We start from the raw sequence: 19,004 nt of genomic DNA on the forward strand, positions 1-19,004 counted from the left end.
GCGACCTGTTCGCGGCCCGTCTCGCGTCCGAGTCGTCGAAGCGCATGCGACGTAGTCGCTAGTCTCGACGGCTCGGACGCGAGACACCAGGGGGCCGCGAACACGCCGCGCCGTAGGCGCGGCAAATTAGACAGAGCACGCGCAGCGCCGAAGGCGCTGCCAGTGTCACAGCCCGATTCCGTAGAGTGGGCCGAAACGGTCCTTTTGGACCACCTGCAACATCGGACTGCGGTGTCACGGCCGAGAACATCGGTGCGCGCGCCGCCGGACCTTGGAGAGTGGCATCGTGGGCATGCGGCCCCCCACCGGCTTACCTTCGTTGTCCCGACGCAGCCGAGTGCTGCTGGTGGCGGCCATCATTCTGGCGGCGCTGTTGCTGCTGGGACCGCGGCTGACCGACACCTATACGAACTGGTTGTGGTTCGGCGAGGTCGGTTTCCGCAGCGTCTATCTCACCGTGCTGCGCACGCGGATCCTGTTGTTCATCGCCGTCGCGCTGTTCGTCGGTCTCGTCGTCTGGTTGGCGCTGTTGCTTGCCTACCGGACCAGGCCGGTATTCGTGCCGGTAGCGGGGCCGAACGATCCGATCGCGCGCTACCGCACCACCGTGATGAGCCGGCTCAAGCTGTTCGGCATCGGCATCCCGCTGCTGCTCGGCGTGCTCTCCGGCCTGGTGGCGCAGTCGAATTGGGTCACCGTGCAACTGTTCCTCAATGGCGACTCGTTCGGCCAGAAGGATCCGCAGTTCGGTCTCGATGTCGGTTTCTATGCCTTCGACCTGCCGTTCTACCGGATGGTGCTGAACTGGCTGTTCGTCGCGGTGGTCATCGCATTTTTCGCCAGCCTGGTGACGCACTACGTCTTCGGCGGTCTGCGCCTGACCGGGCGCGAGGGCACGCTGACCCGGCCCGCGCGCATCCAGCTCGCGGTGATCGCGGGAATCTTCGTGCTGCTCAAGGCGATTGCCTACTGGTTCGACCGCTACGAGCTGCTGTCGAGCAGTCGTAAGGAGCCGACCTTCACCGGTGGTTCCTACACCGATATCAACGCCGTGCTGCCCGCGAAGCTGATCTTGCTGTCCATCGCGGTGATATGTGCGATCGCCTTCTTCGCCGGTATCGTGCTGCGCGACCTGCGGGTGCCCGCGATGGCAGCCGCGCTGCTCGTGCTCTCCTCGGTCCTGGTCGGCGCGGTATGGCCGCTGGTCGTCGAGCAGTTCTCGGTGCGCCCGAACGCCGCCGACAAAGAGAGTGAATACATCGAACGCAATATCGCGGCGACCAGGCAGGCATTCGGCATCACCTCGGACAAGATCGAGTACAAGGACTACAAGGGCGACAGTTCGAAGAGCCCGCTGGAAGTTCCGGTCGATGCGGCGACCATCGGCAATGCCCGCCTGCTCGACCCGAATATCTTGTCGCCTACCTTCACCCAGCTCAAGCAGCTGAAGAACTTCTACGGCTTCCCGGAGTCGCTGGATATCGACCGCTACACACTCAACGGCGATACCCAGGACTACATCGTGGCCGCCCGCGAACTCCACCCGTCGGCGCTGAGCGGTAATCAGACCGACTGGATCAACAAGCACACCGTCTACACCCACGGCAACGGCTTCGTCGCGGCGCCCGCCAACCGGGTCAACCGGCCGCAGTACGAGGACCCCAACGCCAATACCGGCGGCAGCAGCGACAGCGGCTACCCGATCTTCCTGGTCAGCGACCTGTTCAACTCGACCGACCAGCAGCAGATCAAGGTCGAACAGCCGCGCGTCTACTACGGCGAGCTGATCTCGCAGTCCAATCCGGACTACGCGATCGTCGGCGCCGTGAACGGCTCGCAGCCGCGCGAATACGATTCCGACACAGCGCAATTCACCTACAACGGCAAGGGTGGCGTGTCGATCGGGAACTGGTTCAACCGGTTGGCCTTCGCGGCCAAGTACACCGAGCGCAATCTGCTGTTCTCCTCGGCCATCGGGGACAACTCCAAGATCATCTTCAACCGTAGCCCGCGCGAGCGGGTCCAGAAGGTCGCGCCCTGGCTGACCACCGACGGCAATGCCTACCCGGCAGTCGTCAACGGCCGGATCCAGTGGATCGTCGACGCGTACACCACGCTGGACAACTACCCGTACGCGCAGACCACCTCGCTGGAGGGCGCGGTCGAGGACAGCATCGATAAGAAGACCGGAAGGCTGTTGCCGCGCAAGGAGGTCAGCTACATCCGCAACTCGGTGAAGGCCACCGTCGACGCCTACGACGGCACGGTGACCCTCTACGAGGTGGACCCCACCGACCCGGTGCTGAAGGCCTGGCGCGGTGTGTTCCCCGGCGCGGTCAAGCCGCAGAGCGAGATCTCGCCGGAACTGCGCGCGCACTTCCGCTATCCCGAGGATCTGTTCAAGGTGCAGCGCGAAATGCTGACCAAGTACCACGTGGACAATCCGCGAGAGTTCTTCACCAACAACGCTTTCTGGTCGGTACCCAGTGATCCGACCACCGAGGGCGGCACCTTCAATCAGCCGCCGTATTACGTGCTGCTGGGCGACGCGTCGGCGAACAATAAGCCGGTGTTCAATCTGACCAGCGCCATGGTCGGCTACAACCGGCAGTTCCTGTCCGCCTATATTTCGGTGCGCTCGGATCCGGACGGCTACGGAAAATTCACGATCTTGCAATTGCCGACCGATACGCAGACGCAGGGTCCGCAGCAAACGCAGAACAGTATGACGACGGCGCCCGAAGTCTCCAGTCAGAAAACGCTGCTGTCGAACTCGAACAAGATCAGATATGGCAATCTGCTGACCTTGCCGATCGCCGACGGCGGAATCCTTTATGTGGAGCCGTTTTACAACGAGCGAAATACCGGGGCAGGCAGCTCCACGTTCCCGCAGCTGCTGCGGGTACTGGTGAGCTATCGCGATGTGGCGGGCAGTGTGAAGGTCGGTTTCGCCTCCACCCTGGCCGATGCGCTGAATCAGGTGCTGCCGGGGACCGGTTCGCTGGCGACCCCGTTCGGCGGTGATCCGGCCAGCAGGCCGAAACCGGGTACCACTCCACCGACGGATCACGGCGCCACGCCGCCGACGCAGGGCACAACACCGCCGACACAGGGCACCACGCCGCCGCCGGCGACCGGGTCCGCCGCCAAGGATGCGGCGGCCGCGGAGTTGAGCAAGAAGATCGAGAGTGTGCGAAATGCCATGAAGTCCGGGAACTTCCAGGACTTCGGCAAGGCACTGGAGGAACTGGACGCCGCAGTGAAGGCGTATCAGGACGCCGGTCGCTGATCCAACTAGAACGGCCCCGTCACCCGGATTCGGGTGACGGGGCCGTTCTCATCGACGTCGAACCGACGTCCACCTCGGCGCCGTTGCCGAGTGACGTCCGATTCCTACGTCAGCGACCGAACGAGTCGATCAGTGCGCCGTTCTGGTCCAGCAGCTGCTGGTACTGGCCCTCGAGGCCGTTCTGCTTGGCCAGCTGGTAGCCCGCGGACTTGGCCTGCTCGATGGCGGACTTGACATTGGTGGCCGGAGCAGGGCTGGCTTCGGCGGGGGCGGCGGGCTCCGGCTCGACGACGGCCGGGGCGCTCGGCTCGGACTCACCGGCACGCAGGTACTGACCGCAGACCGGCCAGGCGCCCGCACCCTGGGTGGCGAGCACATTCTCGGCCACCCGGATCTGCTCTTCTTTGCTGGCATGATTGGCGGAACCGGCGCCACCGTTGGCGGCCCAGGTGCTCTGCGAGAACTGCAGACCGCCGTAGTAGCCATTTCCGGTGTTGATACCCCAGTTGCCACCGCTTTCGCACTGCGCGACGCCATCCCAATTGTGGGTCGGGGCGGCGGCCGCGGTGCCGGTGGAAAGACCGAACGGGACGGCAACGATTGCGCCGGTGACAGCGGCATAGCCGAGGGCGCGGGTGCTGAGCTTTCGGTGCTTCGACATGTTGTATTCCCTCCCTGCGCCCACCGCCCCCGGTAATGCGAAAGCCGAGTCCCTGCCCCCAGGCATGTCGGGGATCCTCGAACCGCGGGACAGGGTCGCCGGTGTTCGGCGGTTCGAGTTCGAGCCCATCACGTTTGATCCGGGCCGCGAATCGACGGTAACGAAGAAATCTCGGCAGATCACATCTTGATAACTGTGCAATTGCATGATGCGAATAACGTGTATACCGGTGTTTGCGCAGGTCGCAAATGCCATAAGAATGGATTCTGGACGGTCGGTTATAGCACCGTTATGTGTTCGGGATCACCACGAAATAGTGGCCCAGGTCACGTTTGAAGCCATTGGTCGACCGGTCTGTTGCGTTCTGAACGACTTTCGCCGCCGCCCTCGCTCGGCTTCGGTGGACGGATTCGGCAGATGCCCGCTACCGCCCCCTCGGAGCCGTCTGTGTGCAACCTCACTCCGCTCGCCCGCGAATCCGCATTCAACCCGCTGACCAGGGCAAACTCCCTGGAAGATAAGCGATTTGCCTTCCGTGCGTAGACGTGTGTAATGTTGTGTTTACCGACGCGGGGTGGAGCAGCTCGGTAGCTCGCTGGGCTCATAACCCAGAGGTCGCAGGTTCAAATCCTGTCCCCGCTACTAGGGAAACGGCCCGGAACATACAGTTCCGGGCCGTTTTTCATGGATGCTTGGGAACGTATTTGGGAACCTTGGCCGAGCTCAGGATTCCTGATACAGGTCGATCGGTGGGTTCGTCATATGACCACTGTCAGTGGGATAGCCAGCAGTGCGCCGAGCGGGGCGAGCGCCCACGACCAGAACACCCAGGAACACGAAGGTCGCCGTCGCGCTCAATCCGACCGCGTCACGGTATCTCGGCCGGTCACGCGCGGTCGATCACAGTTAGGTTTGCCGAGTAGATACGATCGCCGAAATGATCGTTGCGGTTGCGGCATTCGGTGACGGCCCGCTCGGTGTACCGTTTCGCTTCCGTCATTTCGTTCAGTCGGAAGCAGTTGAGTCCGAGCAGCCCGTACACCTTCCCGAGATAGCGGCGACCGGCGTTCCGGTGATCGGCGAGTTCATCGAGCAGTTCGTGTAGGACGGCGTTGCTGCCCTGGTAGCGACCCGTGTCACTGAGATCCTGTGCGAACGCGATGCGCTCGCGGCAACGCGCCAGTTGTGCCCCGATATCCGTTCCGGATTCGAGCTCCCTCGCGACGACGACCGCGTCGAGGTTCTCGGCGTAGATCCACGCCCCTTCCCTATCGCCTGCGTCCTCGCACCGTCGCAGGGCGTCCTCGGTGTAGTGGGCGGCTTCCCGGAATTCGCCGCAGCGCATCGCGTTGACGCCGAGCAGGCCCGTGATCTTCGTCAGCAGGTCGTCGATTCCAGGGCCAGTCGAACCGTGCAATTCCACAAGCAGTCGCTCTAGCGTCGCTGCGCTGTCCGCGTGACGGCCCTCGTTGCTGAGCCGTTCGGCCTTGACGAACTGGTCGTGCCAGGCATTGATCGGATTCGCGTGCCCGGCCGGCATGAGGGTCGCCATGGCCTGCGGATAGCCGTTCGCGGCGAGGACCTGGGCTATGGCCAGCAGCGTTCCCACCCACCGTTCGACCGCTTCCCGGTTCTCTCTGACATATTCGGGGACTGTCTGCCAACTTGGGAACGACGCGACGATCGAGGCGGTGTGGTCGCGGCACATGGTGACGAACGCCTCCATGTCGCCCGCCTGGTACGCGGCGAACAGTCGGCTGCGGATATCCTTGTTCACGACGATCTCCCGGCCACCACGTCGCGCATCTCGGCCAACAAGTGGCCAGCGAAGAGACCGCCGGGCCATCGGCCCACGCGGGCACGCTGAGCGGCGATTCGCACCGCGTCTCCGGAGGTTTCCATCGGCTGGTACCAGGTGAGATTGTTCGCTGGCAGATCGAGGGCGACCGTCGCGAATGGTGTTCCGGCCGCGGCGATCACGTTGACCACGGCTTTGGTGCCCGAGCAGACGTCGAACCGACCCTGCAGGCTGATCACCACCCACAACGCGGCTTCGATGGCGACGGTTCGCGGTACGCCTTCCGCGAAGTGGCCAACCGGCGCGATGTCGGCGGCGAGCCACGAGAGAGAACCGACATGCGTGCCGATCGTCCGCTCCAGTTCGCCCGCGTGGGCCAGCACCCAGCTGCTGAAGAGCACGGCCTCGCCTTCGCAACTGCCGACGACCACCACGTGGCAGCCGGTGCTGTCGAACCTCTGATAGGACGCTGTCCCAGCCGGTCGTTCCCGCCCCGGGCGAAGTGCATCCATCCAGTTCAGAGTCGCTGTCGCGGCGGTGGTAGGCCGGTCCAGCCGCATCGCCGAGTCGGCGGGTATCAGCAGGGTGGCTGACCGCACCAGGGGTAGCGGGAAGGTGCCGGTGACGATTTGGCTTCCGTCGTAGTGGATCCGGGTGGGCGCGCCGAGACCGCACAGACCCGTGTAGATCACCGGCAAATCGGCCGGGTCGGTCGCAGTGATATCCAGACGGCGCAGGCACTCCAGTGGGGGCTGGACACCGAAGACCTCGGTATCCAGTAACGCCCGCCACACGATGTCTGGGCGGTCCTGCAACAACATCGTCAGGTGATGTTCGGTCGAGCCTTTGCTCACCGTGGGGCGGTCGGCCCCGACCAGGACGTCGTAGTTCGCGATCCCGGCCGTCAATGCCTCGAGAGTGCACCAGGCTCGGGTGAGGTAGTCGTCGGCGTCATCTAGCAGAATGGCGGTTCGGCCGAGAAGTTGTAGTAGTCCGGTCAGGCGTATGCCCTGCTCGAACTCCGCCCGATCCGCGGCGGTACGGGGTTCCTGGGGTAGGCAGCTGAAGTCGTACCAGAGGTGTACTCGCGCCAGCAGCACGGCCAGCAGCGGGTGACCGGCTACCAAGTCCCGGACCACGGTGAAACCGACGTCCGTGTGGGCGGCTGCAACGCCGTTGTCGCCGGTGATGCGCTCGAGGTCGATGATTTCAGCGTGGACCTCGGCCAGGCTCGCCTCATCGAGCGTCTGCCGCAACACGTTCACCACGAGCGACTCCGCCAGCTCTGATCCCGCCGGGCCGACCGCGGTGTTCGAGTTTCGGAGAACCTTTCTCGGTGTGTGCAACCCACGCCGCTTCGCGACGTAGACGGCCTCGCACATGGCCGCGACAAGTTGCCAAGCCGCCAGCCGGGCCTGCGTGCCGTCCGGGTCGGGAGCGGTGGGCGTGAGCCATCGGTGGGATAGGAAGCAGTAATAGTGGCCAGGGTAGAGCTGGGTCGTCAGGTCATCCCGGCAGTTCTGCATGCGCTCGAAACGGCCGCGGCCGATGAGCACAAGCAGTGGCAACCAGTTCGTCGCCGGTACGTTGGACGGTCGACACTGAGTCACCAACGGTGGCACGTCTACGTCAGCAGCCCAGCCGACGAACACCTCCGGAGGCGAGCTCAAAGGATAGGACCAGACGATCCCGTCACCGCCGTCCTCCGAGGAGATCGTGGCATTCAGCAGATCACGTTCGAGGGTCCACTGGAGGTGTCCGTCGGGAAAGGCCAGCGGCCGGTGTCTCAGTTTCGGCGCCTGCTCCAGCAATCGTGAAGTCCGAGGTGCTAGTTTGCCGAGCGGCTCGCGTTGCGCATCCAGCCGGGCTTGGGCGAATGTCTGAAGGGGCACATGTCCTTTGGCCACGGCGGCGGCCAGCCAGCGGAAGCCGATCTCGTCATATCGCCGTGCTCCGCTCGTTCTGGCGTATTTCAACGACCGGCCTGCGGCCTCGCTCCGGCTGTGCCCCGCCAGCAGACCTGGGCTCGCGCCCAACGTCTCGGGAGGCACGTCGCGCCAAGGGCTGACGTCGATCGCATCGAGAACGTGGCCAAGGGGGTCGTCGGTCGACGTCAAGACTTCCTCCCCAATCCGATTCATTGCCGGTGCGTCGAGGGTAGCGACAGGACGACGGGCATGGACTTGTCAGACGCGCTGTGGAACGAAGCCGTTACCGCCTCCGACTACACCGGGCCGGATGAGAAGTATCGGTTGGCGGTGTTCGAGCAGTACAAGCTGTGCGTGCAGATGGCCGATCAGGTCAGCGCGCGGCGCAACCTGGCAAGCACGTTCTGCCTCTCGCTCAACAGCGCCGTCGCGGTCGGACTGGTCGCGTGAGCCGGTACGTCGCACACTCTGGCACCAGTCGCACAAGCAGGTCCCACTCGCCCCGCAATGACCGAACCGGACCAGAAGCTCTGCTGGATCCGTCGAGACCGGTGGGACCGTGTGTTTTGACGACAGGTGGTGCGGGCCTGCGTGCGCGGCGCTAGGGCGACTTGGTCGGGCTGCGGACGTGTGGCCATGCTTTGGCGAGTGCGAGTAGCTGGCGTAGTTCGGCGGTGAGGTCTCGTGCGCCCGGGTGGATTTGGTGTCTGGGTGTGAGTCGGCTCGCGTTCGGGGGGTGTCCGGCTGTTTTGGTGGCGATGGCTTCGGCGATGCGGCGGGCGTAGGTGTGTGGGTCGCCTTCGGTGGTGGTGAGGTTGTCGGGGTTGTGGCTGTAGCGTTTGAGGTGGAGCAGGCTGTCGCGGATCTCGACGGTCATGCGGTGTAGGCGGATGGCGGGGTCTGTTCGGCGGTTGTGGTCGTGCCGTATCTCGAGGACGATTTCGGGTACGGCTGCGGTGAGATCGGTCCACATCGGGCGCAGGCGGCGGCAGTATCGGCCGGTGCGGTCCCATCCGGTGTGGGTGAGCAGGGTGCTGATCAGCGGCACCGTGACCACAGCCGGAGCGCCGACGGCCGAGAGCAGGAAGCCACTCCAGGCTTTCCAGTGCATCTCGGGATCGAATGACGGTTGGCCTGTCATGACACTGATGGCGGTCTCGAGCGGGTATATAACCGCTACGATCCCAAGGCCCATCGTGGTGCCCAGGACCGCTGCGTACAGTGCACGTTCCTGCCAGGTGGTGGCCCCCGCGGCGCGCATCTCGCGCATACTCACCCGGCCGAGGAGCAGGGCCGTAGCGCCGAGCGGCAGGGAAAACGCGACCCAGACCACGACAGCAGGCCAGCCGAGGGCTTGGTCGATCAACTGGTCGGCGCGGCGGGCGCGCGTCCCCGCGATCAGGATGACGGCGGTGGCGGTGATCGCGACGAGGTAGTAACGCCACTGCCTGCGCCACGTGCGGGCGGGATCGGCGCCTGCCCACAGCTCGGCGATGCCGTAGATATTCGAGATGGCGAACACGGTTGCTCCCAGCGAGAGCTGTCGGGCGATGTTCACCACGTCGCTGTCGTGGCCGGGCAGTAGCCAGGTCAGTGACTGTTGGAACCATGCCTCCCGCAACAGGTGTTCGCAGAGACCGGCGGCGAGCGCGCGGTTGATGAGCCGGTCGACGTTGTTGTCCCGCAACAGCCACCACCGACCGGCGAGCACCAGTGTGAGACCTGTGAGGACGGGCCAGGTGATCAGACCCGGGATCGGGGAGGTCATCTCAGCGATGCCGGTTTCGGGAGTCTTGGCGGCGGCCGATCCGCAGGCCGCTTCTGTTCCCCAAGAGGGCGCCGATGTCGATGGGGCACAACGTGATCGGCCGTTCCAGCGAGATCCACCATTACGCCTTCCATCGTCGATCACCTGACCCATGCCGATATTGCGGTGAGCGTAGTCGCCGACGGCGCATTGTCGCGGACATGGCTTGTCGCGCAAGCATTCTCGCATCCGCCTTCGACGGATCAGCCGCAACATCATCAGCCTTTATTCGCTCGATCCGCGAGCCGGATCAAATCGTGGTTCGACCTGAATCCTCGAGGTACGCGACGATCGCGTTGGTGAGTCCGCGGCGGGCCTTGTCGAGGTCGGAGTAGGTGCCGAGCTGGCGTTCGGAGTTTATGCCGCGCATGGCGCCGGGAATCAGCGCTGCGATCTCCTCGACGCGGTCGGGGCCACCCCGAGGTCTGCGAAGGCGTTTTGGCAGGTTCGGAGCCAGCCGTGGCCCCAGGATGCGAGTTCGGCGGCGGTGCGCGGGTAGAGCTGTTCGAGTTCGGTGTGATCGCGCGGCAACGCGGCACGAAGGTTCTCGATCGCGCGGGAGTCGGGGGAGGTGAGTCCCGCGTAGCGGGTGTCGATGATGGCGGCGACTCGCTGACGAAGCGGTGCCGCGGTGTCGGTGAAGGTGAGCATTTCGGCTCGCCGCTCGGCGGTGTAGTGCAGCACGGCGGCCCAGAGTCCGTCGTTATCGCCGAACTGATACTTGACCGCGCCCCAGGTGGCGCCGATCTCGCGGGCGATCTTGCTGGCCGATACCGCGCCGGAGTCTCCGGTGGCCAACGAGCGCACCGCCGCTTTCAGCATGTTCTCCCGGGTGGCATCGCCACGGCGAGATCGTGCGTCGCTGATAGCTATCCCGGTCGGTCACTTTCCAGATGTTAGCTGGTGGCGCGCACCCGGCCGCATTCGAATCCCTGCCCGCTGAGCCGCTTTTCATAGTTTCACAGTACCCACTGTGATAGTTCCACAGCGGTCACTGTGATCTGCCGGGAGAGGACACCGAGATGGCGAAACCGCCACTATCGATGAAGCCGACGGGATGGTTCCAAGTCGCGTGGTCGGCCGAGATCGCCGTCGGCGCGGTCCACCGGATGACGTACTTCGGCCGGGAGTTGGTGGCATGGCGGGCACAGTCGGGCTTGCTGACGGTGATGGATGCCTACTGCGAGCATCTGGGCGCTCAGCATCCCCGGCAAGCTGGAGAAATACACCAGCGTCTTCGCCGACAGCGTGCTGATGATGGCCGACTGCTTCGGTCTGGAACTCGACGAGGTGAAGTTCACTTATGAACTCGGCGCCTGCACCAAGGATGTCGACCTGGGCTGGTACCGGCTGCCGAAGGGCTCGCTCGGCGGTAATCACATCAAGTACCAGGGCATGGTCGACGGCGTTGCGCGGATCGAGACGCATCTGGAGTGGCAGATGACACCGCATACCGACCCGAGCTGGAATATCAAGGGCTGCTACATAACTCGGATCAAGGGCGATCCGTGCATTTACAACAAGCACATGATTCTCCCGAAGCCCGGCGTCGACCTCGCCGACCCGGACAACTTCGCCTCGATCGGCATGACCGTCACCGGATTGCCCGCACTCAACGCGATCGCGTCCGTTGTCGCCGCCCCGCCGGGACTGCTGACCAGTGCGGACCTCCCGCTGCGCGGATTCGCCGGTCGGTTCAAGAACCCCCGCGACTAGGAAACGGGGCGCACCCACTCGTTTCCCTTCTCAACTTATAACGCACCCAGGGGATTGCGGCAAGACCCGGGTCGTGCTGCAGAATCGCTGGCCGAGGCCAGAACCTGCGTGAGATGGGAAGTAACCGAATGCATGTGACCGACACCGATGTGATCATCGTGGGTGCGGGCCCGACCGGGTTGATGCTGGCCGCCGAGCTGCGTCTGAGCGGTATGCGACCGCTGGTGTTGGAGCGCAAGTCGCAGCCTCGGGACATCCCGAAGGCCGGTGGCATCGGCGGGCAGATTCTGGATCTGCTGCGCTACCGCGGCCTGTTGGAACGCTGTGAAGCAGCCAATACCGACCCCATCCCGGCTCCCCGCTTCCCGTTCGGTGGCGTGCACGTGGACTTGACGCGCCTGCCGGATCCACCGCTGCATGCGCTGCCGCTGCCACAGCAGCGGCTGGAGGGTGTGCTCGCCGAACGGGTCACCGAACTGGGCGTCGACATCCACCGCGGACACGAGGTGGTCGGGGTGAGCCAGGACGACGCCACGGTGACCGCGGACGTGCACGGGCCGGACGGACCGTACCGAGTGACCGCCCGATACCTGGTGGGCTGCGACGGTGGGCACAGCCGGATCCGCGATATGGCGGGCATCGCATTCCCCGGCACCACATATCCGGAGGTCAACCGGCTGGTACAGGTCACCGTGCACGATTCGGTGACCGTGCTCGACAACGGCGACCTCGATGTCCCTGGGTTCGGCAAGATCCGTGCGGGATTCACGCAGACAGATCGCGGTACGTTCGCGAACGGGTCGACCACTCCCGAACTGCTCGGACTCTTCACCATGGAGGACGAGTCCACCGAATACGACGACGACGAACCGATGACCCTGGCCGAGTTCCAGGACAGCGTCCGCCGGGTGATCGGCGCGGATCTACCACTGGGAGAACCGATTCGGCTGTCGCGCTTCACCTTCAAGGATCGACTGGCCGAACGGTACCGCGCCGGGCGGATCCTGCTGGCCGGCGATGCGGCGCACCTGTTCCCCGCCACGGGTGTGGCGATCAATGCGGGCATGCTCGATACGGTCAACCTGGCCTGGAAACTGGCCGCCGACATCGAGGGCTGGGCGCCGGACGGTCTGCTGGACACCTACCACGAGGAACGCCACCTCGCGGGCGCGCGGACACTGCTGCACACTCGGGCCCAGGTGGCATTGCGGCGCGGACAAGACCCGGCCGCCGAAGCACTTCGGCAGGTCTTCCAGGAACTGCTTCTGGACGAGCAGCCATTGCGCCGCGTGGGAGCGCTCATCGCGGGCACCGATATCCGCTATCCGCTACCCAATCCCAACGAACACCCCTTGACCGGCACCTTCGCACCCGACCTCACCCTGTACACCGACCAAGGCGCCACCAGCGTCGCGGAACTCATGCACACCGCACGACCGATTCTGCTCGTCCTCGCCGACCGGCCGGAGCTGCGCGAGATCGCCCGCGACTGGCAGCATCGCGTCGAAATCCACACCGCCGCAACCGATCACCGACCAGCCGATGCCCTGCTGATTCGCCCCGACGCTCATATCGCCTGGGCGGCAACCGTCGGCGAGCCCATCGATACCGCCGCGTCCGCGCTGCGAGGAGCGCTCGTCGGCTGGTTCGGTGCACCTCTCGAAACACCGGTGCCCGCCGATCAGCCCGGCTGATCGGCCGTTGTCCCGCACCACTTCTCCCGCCATCCCCATTGACGGGAGAAGTGGTGACGCGCCCGGGATTCCCGGTGTCCTGAGCGTGGTTGCGGTGCAGGAGTGCGGTTTTCATGTGCTCAGCGTCGATGGTGGGGATTTCAGCGAGACATCACCGGCGCTGTGCCGATGTGCCGTCCGCGATAGCCCGTGGGAAGCGTGCGAAGTGGACGTTAGGTGAACAACTGGTTTCGCAAAGGTATTGCTACGCAACAATAGTTGCGTCATGCTGAAGGCATGGCCAGACGGTCGACGAGGCGGCCGGTCCGGCCGAGGTGGGGATCCGAGGATCCGAAGGGGTGCTGTCCGCGCCCCGGTATGTCCCATGCAATTCGTTGGCGGCGACGCGTCGGCTGGGTGCTGGCCGTCATCTTCGTCCTATTCGTCTTTCCCGGACTCGTCGGCGCGGTGGCCAATGCGCAGTACCTGGCCGCGGCGACCGGCAGCGGTGTCTCCGAAATCGACGGCCTCAGTTGGATGCATATCCGCGATTCGTCCGGGGTGCCGCTGGCGAACTACGCCTTCGCGACCGACCACGGCGGGGTGCTGGACCCGGGCTCGACGATCCTCTGGGCGATCCTCGGCTTCGAATTCATCGGCTATATCGCCATCGTGACGACCGCGATCTGGCTGATCGGCAATGCGCTGAGCTTCCAGTGGCTCAATATGTTCGGCTCGGCATTAACCGGCGTCGCGGACCGGCTGACCGGTCAGATCGCGACACCGATGCTGCTGATCACCGCCGCCACCATCGGCGCGTTCTGCGTCGCGTGGTTCTGGTTGCGTGGCTATCACGCCAAGGCGATGCTGCAGGTCGCCACGATGCTCGGTGTCGCGGTGCTCGGTCCGGTATTCCTGGCCGAGCCACTCGGCGATGTGCTGTCCTCGGACGGATTGCTCGCCAAGGGCAGGGATTTGGGAATTTCGGTCGCGGCCGGGCTGAACGGCAACAACAACCCGAATCCGAACCAACTGGTGACGACCATGCAGCGCGATCTGGCGGACAACTTCGCCCGCCGCCCGGTGCAGGTGTGGAATTTTGGGCATGTGGTCGACGAGCAACCGGCCTGCCGGTCGGCCTGGTCCACGGGGATGACCGCGGGCGACGACGAACGGGTCCGCAAGGGCATGCAGAGCTGCGGTGATTCCGCCGCCTACGCCAAGGCCCAGAATCCGACCATGGGCCAGGTCGGTACCGGACTGATGCTGTTGATCTGCGGCGGTATCCTGTTGGTCTTCGCGGTGGTGCTCGGCGTGCGGGTCATCAAGGCCGCACTGGACGCGATCTACCACGGGTTCATGTCGATATTCGGTTTCGCCGCAGGCGGATTCGTCTACGGACCGACGCAGACCTTTCTGGTCCGCAATCTCGTCGACAGCGTTGTCGCGGCGGGCCGAATGACCGCGTACACCATCTTCCTCGGCATCTACGTGCTGTTTATGGGCAATCTGTTCGCGCAGGCGAAGGGGCAGACCATGGCGGTGATCGTCATCGCGGGCACCGTCGAGATAGTCGCCATCTCTCAGCTGAAACGGCTGAACCGCAGCCTCAGCCGGGGCAATGACTGGATCGCCAACCGGTTCGCGCTGGCGATTCAGGGGTCTGGAGCGCGCCCCGGGGGTGGAGGTGGCGGGGGATCGGCACTCGGCATGGGTGACGCTCGGGCCGGCGGTTCGCTGCACGGCGGCCTGATGTCCGGCATGGGCATGCTGAACACGATCAATGCATCGCCTGCGACCGCGTGGCTCCTTGGTGCCACGGTGGGCCCGTTGAACCCGCTGTCGCGCAGGAAGAAGCGGATGGATCTCAACAACATCGCCGTCTCGCCGATGGTGCGGCAATTGCAGGAGTACAACCACGCCGGCCGCGGGAACTGGCGGGTCAAGGCCGCCGGGCGGTTGGATGGAATAGACGGCGGAATCAGGTCCGCTCTCGGTGTCGGAAATGTTCTGGACGGTCTGGGCGATAGCAAGGTCCCGGACTCGATGATCGCTCCGATTCTGCTGGCGATGGGTGCGACCGATCAGCAGGTGATCGATGCCCAGCGCGCGTTGGCCGTCCAGAAGGCCAGCATGAAAGACTACAACCCGAACGGCTTCGCGCCCTTACAGAAGGCGCTCGCCGCAGGGTACGCGGTGGAGAACCACCAAGGCGTCGCCGCGCTGCCGGCATTCGCGTCGCAGGCCGTGGTCGCTGCGGACAACTTCGTGCGGCACTCCACTGCGCCGATGAACCCGAACGCCGTAGATCACCAGTTCGTGCAGCGGGTCATGAACAGCAACGAACATCAGCTCAGAACCATCACCCCGGACGAATGGCGCAACGTCGGGCGCGATACTCGCCAACACATCGGACGGCAACTGGCGCTCCAGCACCAGGAAGCGGCCACGAATTATTACCAGCAGCAGAACGACCCGATTCTTCTTCAGGCGTTGCAGCGGTCGACCCGGCAACTGGCCAACTTCAACGGCTTCGATCCGAATGTCGGACCCAACCCATGGTCTTCCTAGGCGGGCGTGCACGCAACCTCGCCACTCGACAAGGAGATCCATTCGCGCAGACCTCAAACTTCGAGAAACCTGTGGGTTGAACGTGATTATCCGAGGGCACTAGAACCTTACGGCCCGTCAGTTATGGTGTGGGCCTATCGTTCGAGTACACCGAATGATCGCGAGGCTCACCGTGCGGGACAGCGCTCCCACCACCTATCAGGAACTACGCGCCCTCCTGCAGCAGCGCCTGCCCGAGCTGGCCGACGGCCAACAGCGCATAGCCAGGCTGGTATTGGATGATCCGGAGGGAACCGCATTCCGCAGCATCGGCCAGAGCGCCGAACTCGCGGGCGTGCACCGTTCCTCGCTGGTGCGTTTCGCGACCATGCTGGGCCTGCCCGGCTATCCGGGCCTGGTCCAACTCTGCCGCAGACAACTCGCGGCCGAGGCGTATCTGGTGCGTAGACCCGCCGACGCGCCACCGCCGAGCTCGAACGACGAGTTCTTCACCGCGATAACCGAATACGACACCAACAATATGTCCCGTACCTTCGCGCGGATCGATCGCGGCGACTGGGACCGGGCGGTCGAGAAGCTGGCGCATGCCTCCACCGTGCACGTCATCGGGCTGCGGCGCTGTCTCGCGATCGCCTATGCCGCCACCTACCAGCTGCAGCTGGTGCGCCACCGGGTCCGCCAGCTCGGGGCGACCGCCCGCGTGCTGACCGACGAACTGCGCGATATCGAGCCCGGTGACGCACTCATCGCGGTATCGATCCGGCGCTACAGCAGTGACACCGTCCGTGCGGTCGAATCGGCACGCCGCCGCGGCGCCACCACCATCGCACTCACCGATGACGCGTCCTCTCCGCTGGCCCGCATCGCCGATGTGACCTTCTATGTCGGAACCGGCTCACTCACCGTCCTGCGCACTCTGACCGCCTTCACCGCCCTGGTACACGCCCTGGTCACCGCCGTCGCGATGCGCCTGGGATCCGTCGGCGCCGACACCGACATCCTCGACGATCAATTGCTCGACTAGTCGCGCCGTTTGCCGCTGCTGTCCCCGGGTACCGCTGGGGTATGACGCCAAGCCATGATCTCCGGGGGCTCGGATTGCCCGAAACGATCTCGGTGGCGCTGTTCGACCTCGACGGTGTGTTGACCGATACCGCGGCGGTGCACCGGCGGGCGTGGAAGGCCGTCTTCGACGAGTTTCTGGCCGGACGCAGCCCCGGCCCGTTCCACCCGTTCACCGATGCGGAGTATCTGGGCTATGTGGACGGACGCTCGCGGGCGGACGGTATCCGGGAGTTCCTGAAGTCGCGCGGGATCACGCTGCCGGAGGGGGAACCCGATGCGGCGGAGGGGGAGCAGACCGTGCAAGGGCTGGGTAATCGGAAGAATCGGCTGCTCCTGTCGTTCCTCGAACGTGACGGGGTGCACGTCTATCCGGGGTCGCTGGACTATCTGAACGGGGCACGCGCGGCCGGGTTGCGGACGGGTGTGGTTACCGCTTCGGCGAATGCCCATGAGGTGTTGGCGGTCGCGGATCTGACCCGGTTCGTCGATGTGTGTATCGACGGGGTCGAGATCGCCGGCCGCGGCCTGCGCGGCAAACCCGCGCCGGACGCATTTCTCGCGGCCGCGGAGGCACTCGACGCCAAGCCGGAACAGGCCGCGGCGTTCGAGGATGCCATCGCCGGGGTGACGGCCGGTCGGGCCGCGGACTTCGGATATGTGGTCGGCGTCGATCGAGTGCGTGATGGCACGCAGGCCGAGGCATTGCGTCGGGCGGGTGCGGATGTGGTCGTCACCGATCTGGCCGAGCTCGGGCCACCGCGATGACTGCCGACTGCCGTGGCTTCGAGATCGCGCCATGGCACTTGCGCTGGTGTGGACTGGATCTCGAGGCATTGCACCGAACCGAGTCGATCTTCGCACTCGCCAACGGACATCTCGGGCTGCGCGGCACCTTTGAGGAGGGGGAGCCGGTGGGCAAGCCGGGGACCTACCTCAACGGCTTCTACGAAAAGCGCCAATTGCCTTATGCCGAAGCGGGATACGGCTATCCGGAGGAGGGCCAGACCCTCGTCGATGTGACCGACGGGAAGATCATCCGGCTGCTCGTCGAGGACGAGCCGATGGATATGCGCTACGGCGAGGCCGTCGAACACGAACGGGTGCTGGACTTCCGTTCCGGCACGCTGCGGCGCGACACGGTCTGGACCTCGCCGACGGGCCGGTGCGTGCGCATCCGCTCGGAGCGGCTGGTGTCGTTCACCGAACGCGCGCTTGCCGCGATCCGCTACGAAGTCGAACCGCTCGACGACGATCTCGAGCTGGTCATCCAATCGGATCTGCTTGCCAATGAACCGGTTCCGACCTCGCACGACGATCCTCGGCTTGCCGCTGCACTCGACCACCCACTGGTGGCGGACTTCTGCGGGGCCCGTGATTTCGCCGCGGTGCTCGTCCACCACACCCGGCGCTCCGGGCTGCACATGGCCGCGGCGATGGACCACGAACTCGAGGTCGACGCGACCCCGCGCTGTGGTGTGCACGCCGAGGAGGATCTGGCGCGCTTGACGATCGCGGTCGATGTCGCGAAGGGCCAGCGCGTGCGGTTGACGAAGTATCTCGGCTACGGATGGTCGAGTCGACGCTCGGTACCGGCGCTGCGGGCCCAGGTGGACGCGGCATCGGCCGCGGGTCTGGAGACGGAATGGGATACGTTGCTGGCCCGGCAACGCGAGTACTTGGACAACTTCTGGTGCACCGCCGATATCGAGATCGACGGGGATCCCGAACTCCAGCAGGCCGTCCGATTCGCGCTGTTCCACGTACTGCAGGCGGGTGCACGCGGCGAAACCCGCGCGATACCGTCCAAGGGGCTGACCGGGCCGGGCTATGACGGCCATTCATTCTGGGACACAGAGACTTTCGTACTGCCGGTATTGACCTACACGATGCAGGTGGCGGCGGGCGACGCACTGCGTTGGCGGCACGCCACCCTCGATCGGGCCCGTCAGCGCGCACACGAACTCGGCCACACCGGAGCGATGTTCCCGTGGCGCTCCATCAACGGCGACGAGGGTTCCGGCTACTGGCCGACCGGTACGGCGGCGGTGCACGTCAATGCCGATATCGCCGATGCCGTGGTCCGATATCTCGCCGCGACCGGCGACGAGCACTTCGAAAGAAGCTGCGGTGTCGAGCTTTTGGTGGAGACCGCGCGTTCGTGGGTGAGCCAGGGCCATTACGACACGGCGGGGAACTTCCGGATCGACGGTGTGACCGGTCCGGACGAATACTCCGCACTCGCCGACAACAACATCTATACGAATCTGATGGCGCAGCGCAACCTCGCCGAAGCCGCCGAAGCCTGTGTGCGCCAACCGGATATCGCCGAGCAGTTGGAAGTCGACGCGGAGGAGATGCGCGGCTGGCGCGACCGCGCCGAATGTATGTACCTGACGCTCGGCAATGTCGCGGTGACGCTGCCGATTCCGCGGCAATCCGATCGACCCGAGCCATTGCTACCCGAGGGGCGGGCGCCGTAGCGGCGGGGGTAGCGGT

10 protein-coding genes, 1 tRNA gene and 5 pseudogenes are annotated in these 19,004 nt (G+C 65.0%); 10 read left to right on the plus strand and 6 right to left on the minus strand.

All coding sequences use genetic code 11. The annotated features are described in order from the left end of the window. Positions 1-286 precede the first annotated feature (286 nt). Complete coding sequence (locus tag ACQPZ2_RS09900) at positions 287-3,289, plus strand: UPF0182 family protein (protein WP_433525266.1); 3,003 nt, start codon at positions 287-289, stop codon at positions 3,287-3,289. Between the two features lie 109 nt (positions 3,290-3,398). On the opposite strand, the gene ACQPZ2_RS09905 is transcribed toward ACQPZ2_RS09900, so the two are convergent. Then, positions 3,399-3,950, minus strand: a complete 552-nt coding sequence (locus ACQPZ2_RS09905; RefSeq protein WP_433525267.1) for a transglycosylase family protein — start codon at positions 3,948-3,950, stop codon at positions 3,399-3,401. A 568-nt stretch (positions 3,951-4,518) separates the two neighbouring features. Between ACQPZ2_RS09905 and ACQPZ2_RS09910 the strand changes: the two genes are divergently transcribed. Beyond that, positions 4,519-4,592 (plus strand) — tRNA-Met (locus tag ACQPZ2_RS09910). Positions 4,593-4,714: 122 nt separating this feature from the next. Here ACQPZ2_RS09910 and ACQPZ2_RS09915 read toward each other — a convergent pair. The 3 genes and pseudogenes from ACQPZ2_RS09915 to ACQPZ2_RS09925 all read right to left on the minus strand — a co-directional run. Further along, positions 4,715-4,820 (minus strand): annotated as a pseudogene (locus tag ACQPZ2_RS09915) (AI-2E family transporter); the annotation flags it as partial. Positions 4,821-4,836: 16 nt separating this feature from the next. Beyond that, complete coding sequence (locus ACQPZ2_RS09920; protein ID WP_433525268.1) at positions 4,837-5,727, minus strand: hypothetical protein; 891 nt, start codon at positions 5,725-5,727, stop codon at positions 4,837-4,839. Then, positions 5,724-7,865 (minus strand): hypothetical protein, encoded by a 2,142-nt coding sequence (locus ACQPZ2_RS09925; RefSeq protein WP_433525269.1) that lies wholly within the window; start codon positions 7,863-7,865, stop codon positions 5,724-5,726. The genes ACQPZ2_RS09920 and ACQPZ2_RS09925 overlap by 4 nt, the downstream gene beginning before the upstream one ends. A 60-nt stretch (positions 7,866-7,925) precedes the next feature. Between ACQPZ2_RS09925 and ACQPZ2_RS09930 the strand changes: the two genes are divergently transcribed. Continuing rightward, positions 7,926-8,126 (plus strand): RipA family octameric membrane protein, encoded by a 201-nt coding sequence (locus ACQPZ2_RS09930; protein WP_433525270.1) that lies wholly within the window; start codon positions 7,926-7,928, stop codon positions 8,124-8,126. Positions 8,127-8,277: 151 nt separating this feature from the next. On the opposite strand, the gene ACQPZ2_RS09935 is transcribed toward ACQPZ2_RS09930, so the two are convergent. Both ACQPZ2_RS09935 and ACQPZ2_RS09940 read right to left on the minus strand, forming a co-directional pair. Further along, positions 8,278-9,444 (minus strand): MAB_1171c family putative transporter, encoded by a 1,167-nt coding sequence (locus ACQPZ2_RS09935; RefSeq protein ID WP_433525271.1) that lies wholly within the window; start codon positions 9,442-9,444, stop codon positions 8,278-8,280. 289 nt (positions 9,445-9,733) lie between these two features. Next, positions 9,734-10,305 (minus strand): annotated as a pseudogene (locus ACQPZ2_RS09940) (TetR/AcrR family transcriptional regulator). Between the two features lie 200 nt (positions 10,306-10,505). Between ACQPZ2_RS09940 and ACQPZ2_RS09945 the strand changes: the two are divergent. From ACQPZ2_RS09945 to ACQPZ2_RS09975, 7 genes and pseudogenes are all read left to right on the plus strand, one after another. After that, positions 10,506-10,682: pseudogene (locus tag ACQPZ2_RS09945) on the plus strand (Rieske 2Fe-2S domain-containing protein); the annotation flags it as partial. A 1-nt stretch (position 10,683) separates the two neighbouring features. Next, a pseudogene (locus ACQPZ2_RS09950) lies at positions 10,684-11,199 on the plus strand (dihydrodipicolinate reductase); the annotation flags it as partial. Between the two features lie 113 nt (positions 11,200-11,312). After that, the gene (locus ACQPZ2_RS09955) at positions 11,313-12,893 is read left to right on the plus strand and encodes an FAD-dependent monooxygenase (RefSeq protein ID WP_433525272.1); all 1,581 of its coding nucleotides are present in this window, start codon (positions 11,313-11,315) and stop codon (positions 12,891-12,893) included. 357 nt (positions 12,894-13,250) lie between these two features. Continuing rightward, positions 13,251-15,443, plus strand: coding sequence for a hypothetical protein (locus ACQPZ2_RS09960; RefSeq protein WP_433525273.1), 2,193 nt, complete (start codon positions 13,251-13,253; stop codon positions 15,441-15,443). Between the two features lie 154 nt (positions 15,444-15,597). Then, on the plus strand, positions 15,598-16,467 hold the full coding sequence (locus tag ACQPZ2_RS09965; protein ID WP_433525274.1) for a MurR/RpiR family transcriptional regulator: 870 nt from the start codon (positions 15,598-15,600) through the stop codon (positions 16,465-16,467). 41 nt (positions 16,468-16,508) lie between these two features. Next, positions 16,509-17,273: an HAD family hydrolase gene (locus tag ACQPZ2_RS09970; RefSeq protein WP_433525275.1), complete on the plus strand. Its 765-nt coding sequence runs from the start codon at positions 16,509-16,511 to the stop codon at positions 17,271-17,273. Beyond that, a pseudogene (locus ACQPZ2_RS09975) lies at positions 17,270-18,949 on the plus strand (glycoside hydrolase family 65 protein); the annotation flags it as partial. The gene ACQPZ2_RS09970 and the pseudogene ACQPZ2_RS09975, both read left to right, overlap by 4 nt. Positions 18,950-19,004 lie beyond the last annotated feature (55 nt).

Source organism: Nocardia pseudovaccinii (assembly GCF_050942345.1).
In the GTDB taxonomy this organism is placed as follows: domain Bacteria; phylum Actinomycetota; class Actinomycetes; order Mycobacteriales; family Mycobacteriaceae; genus Nocardia; species Nocardia pseudovaccinii.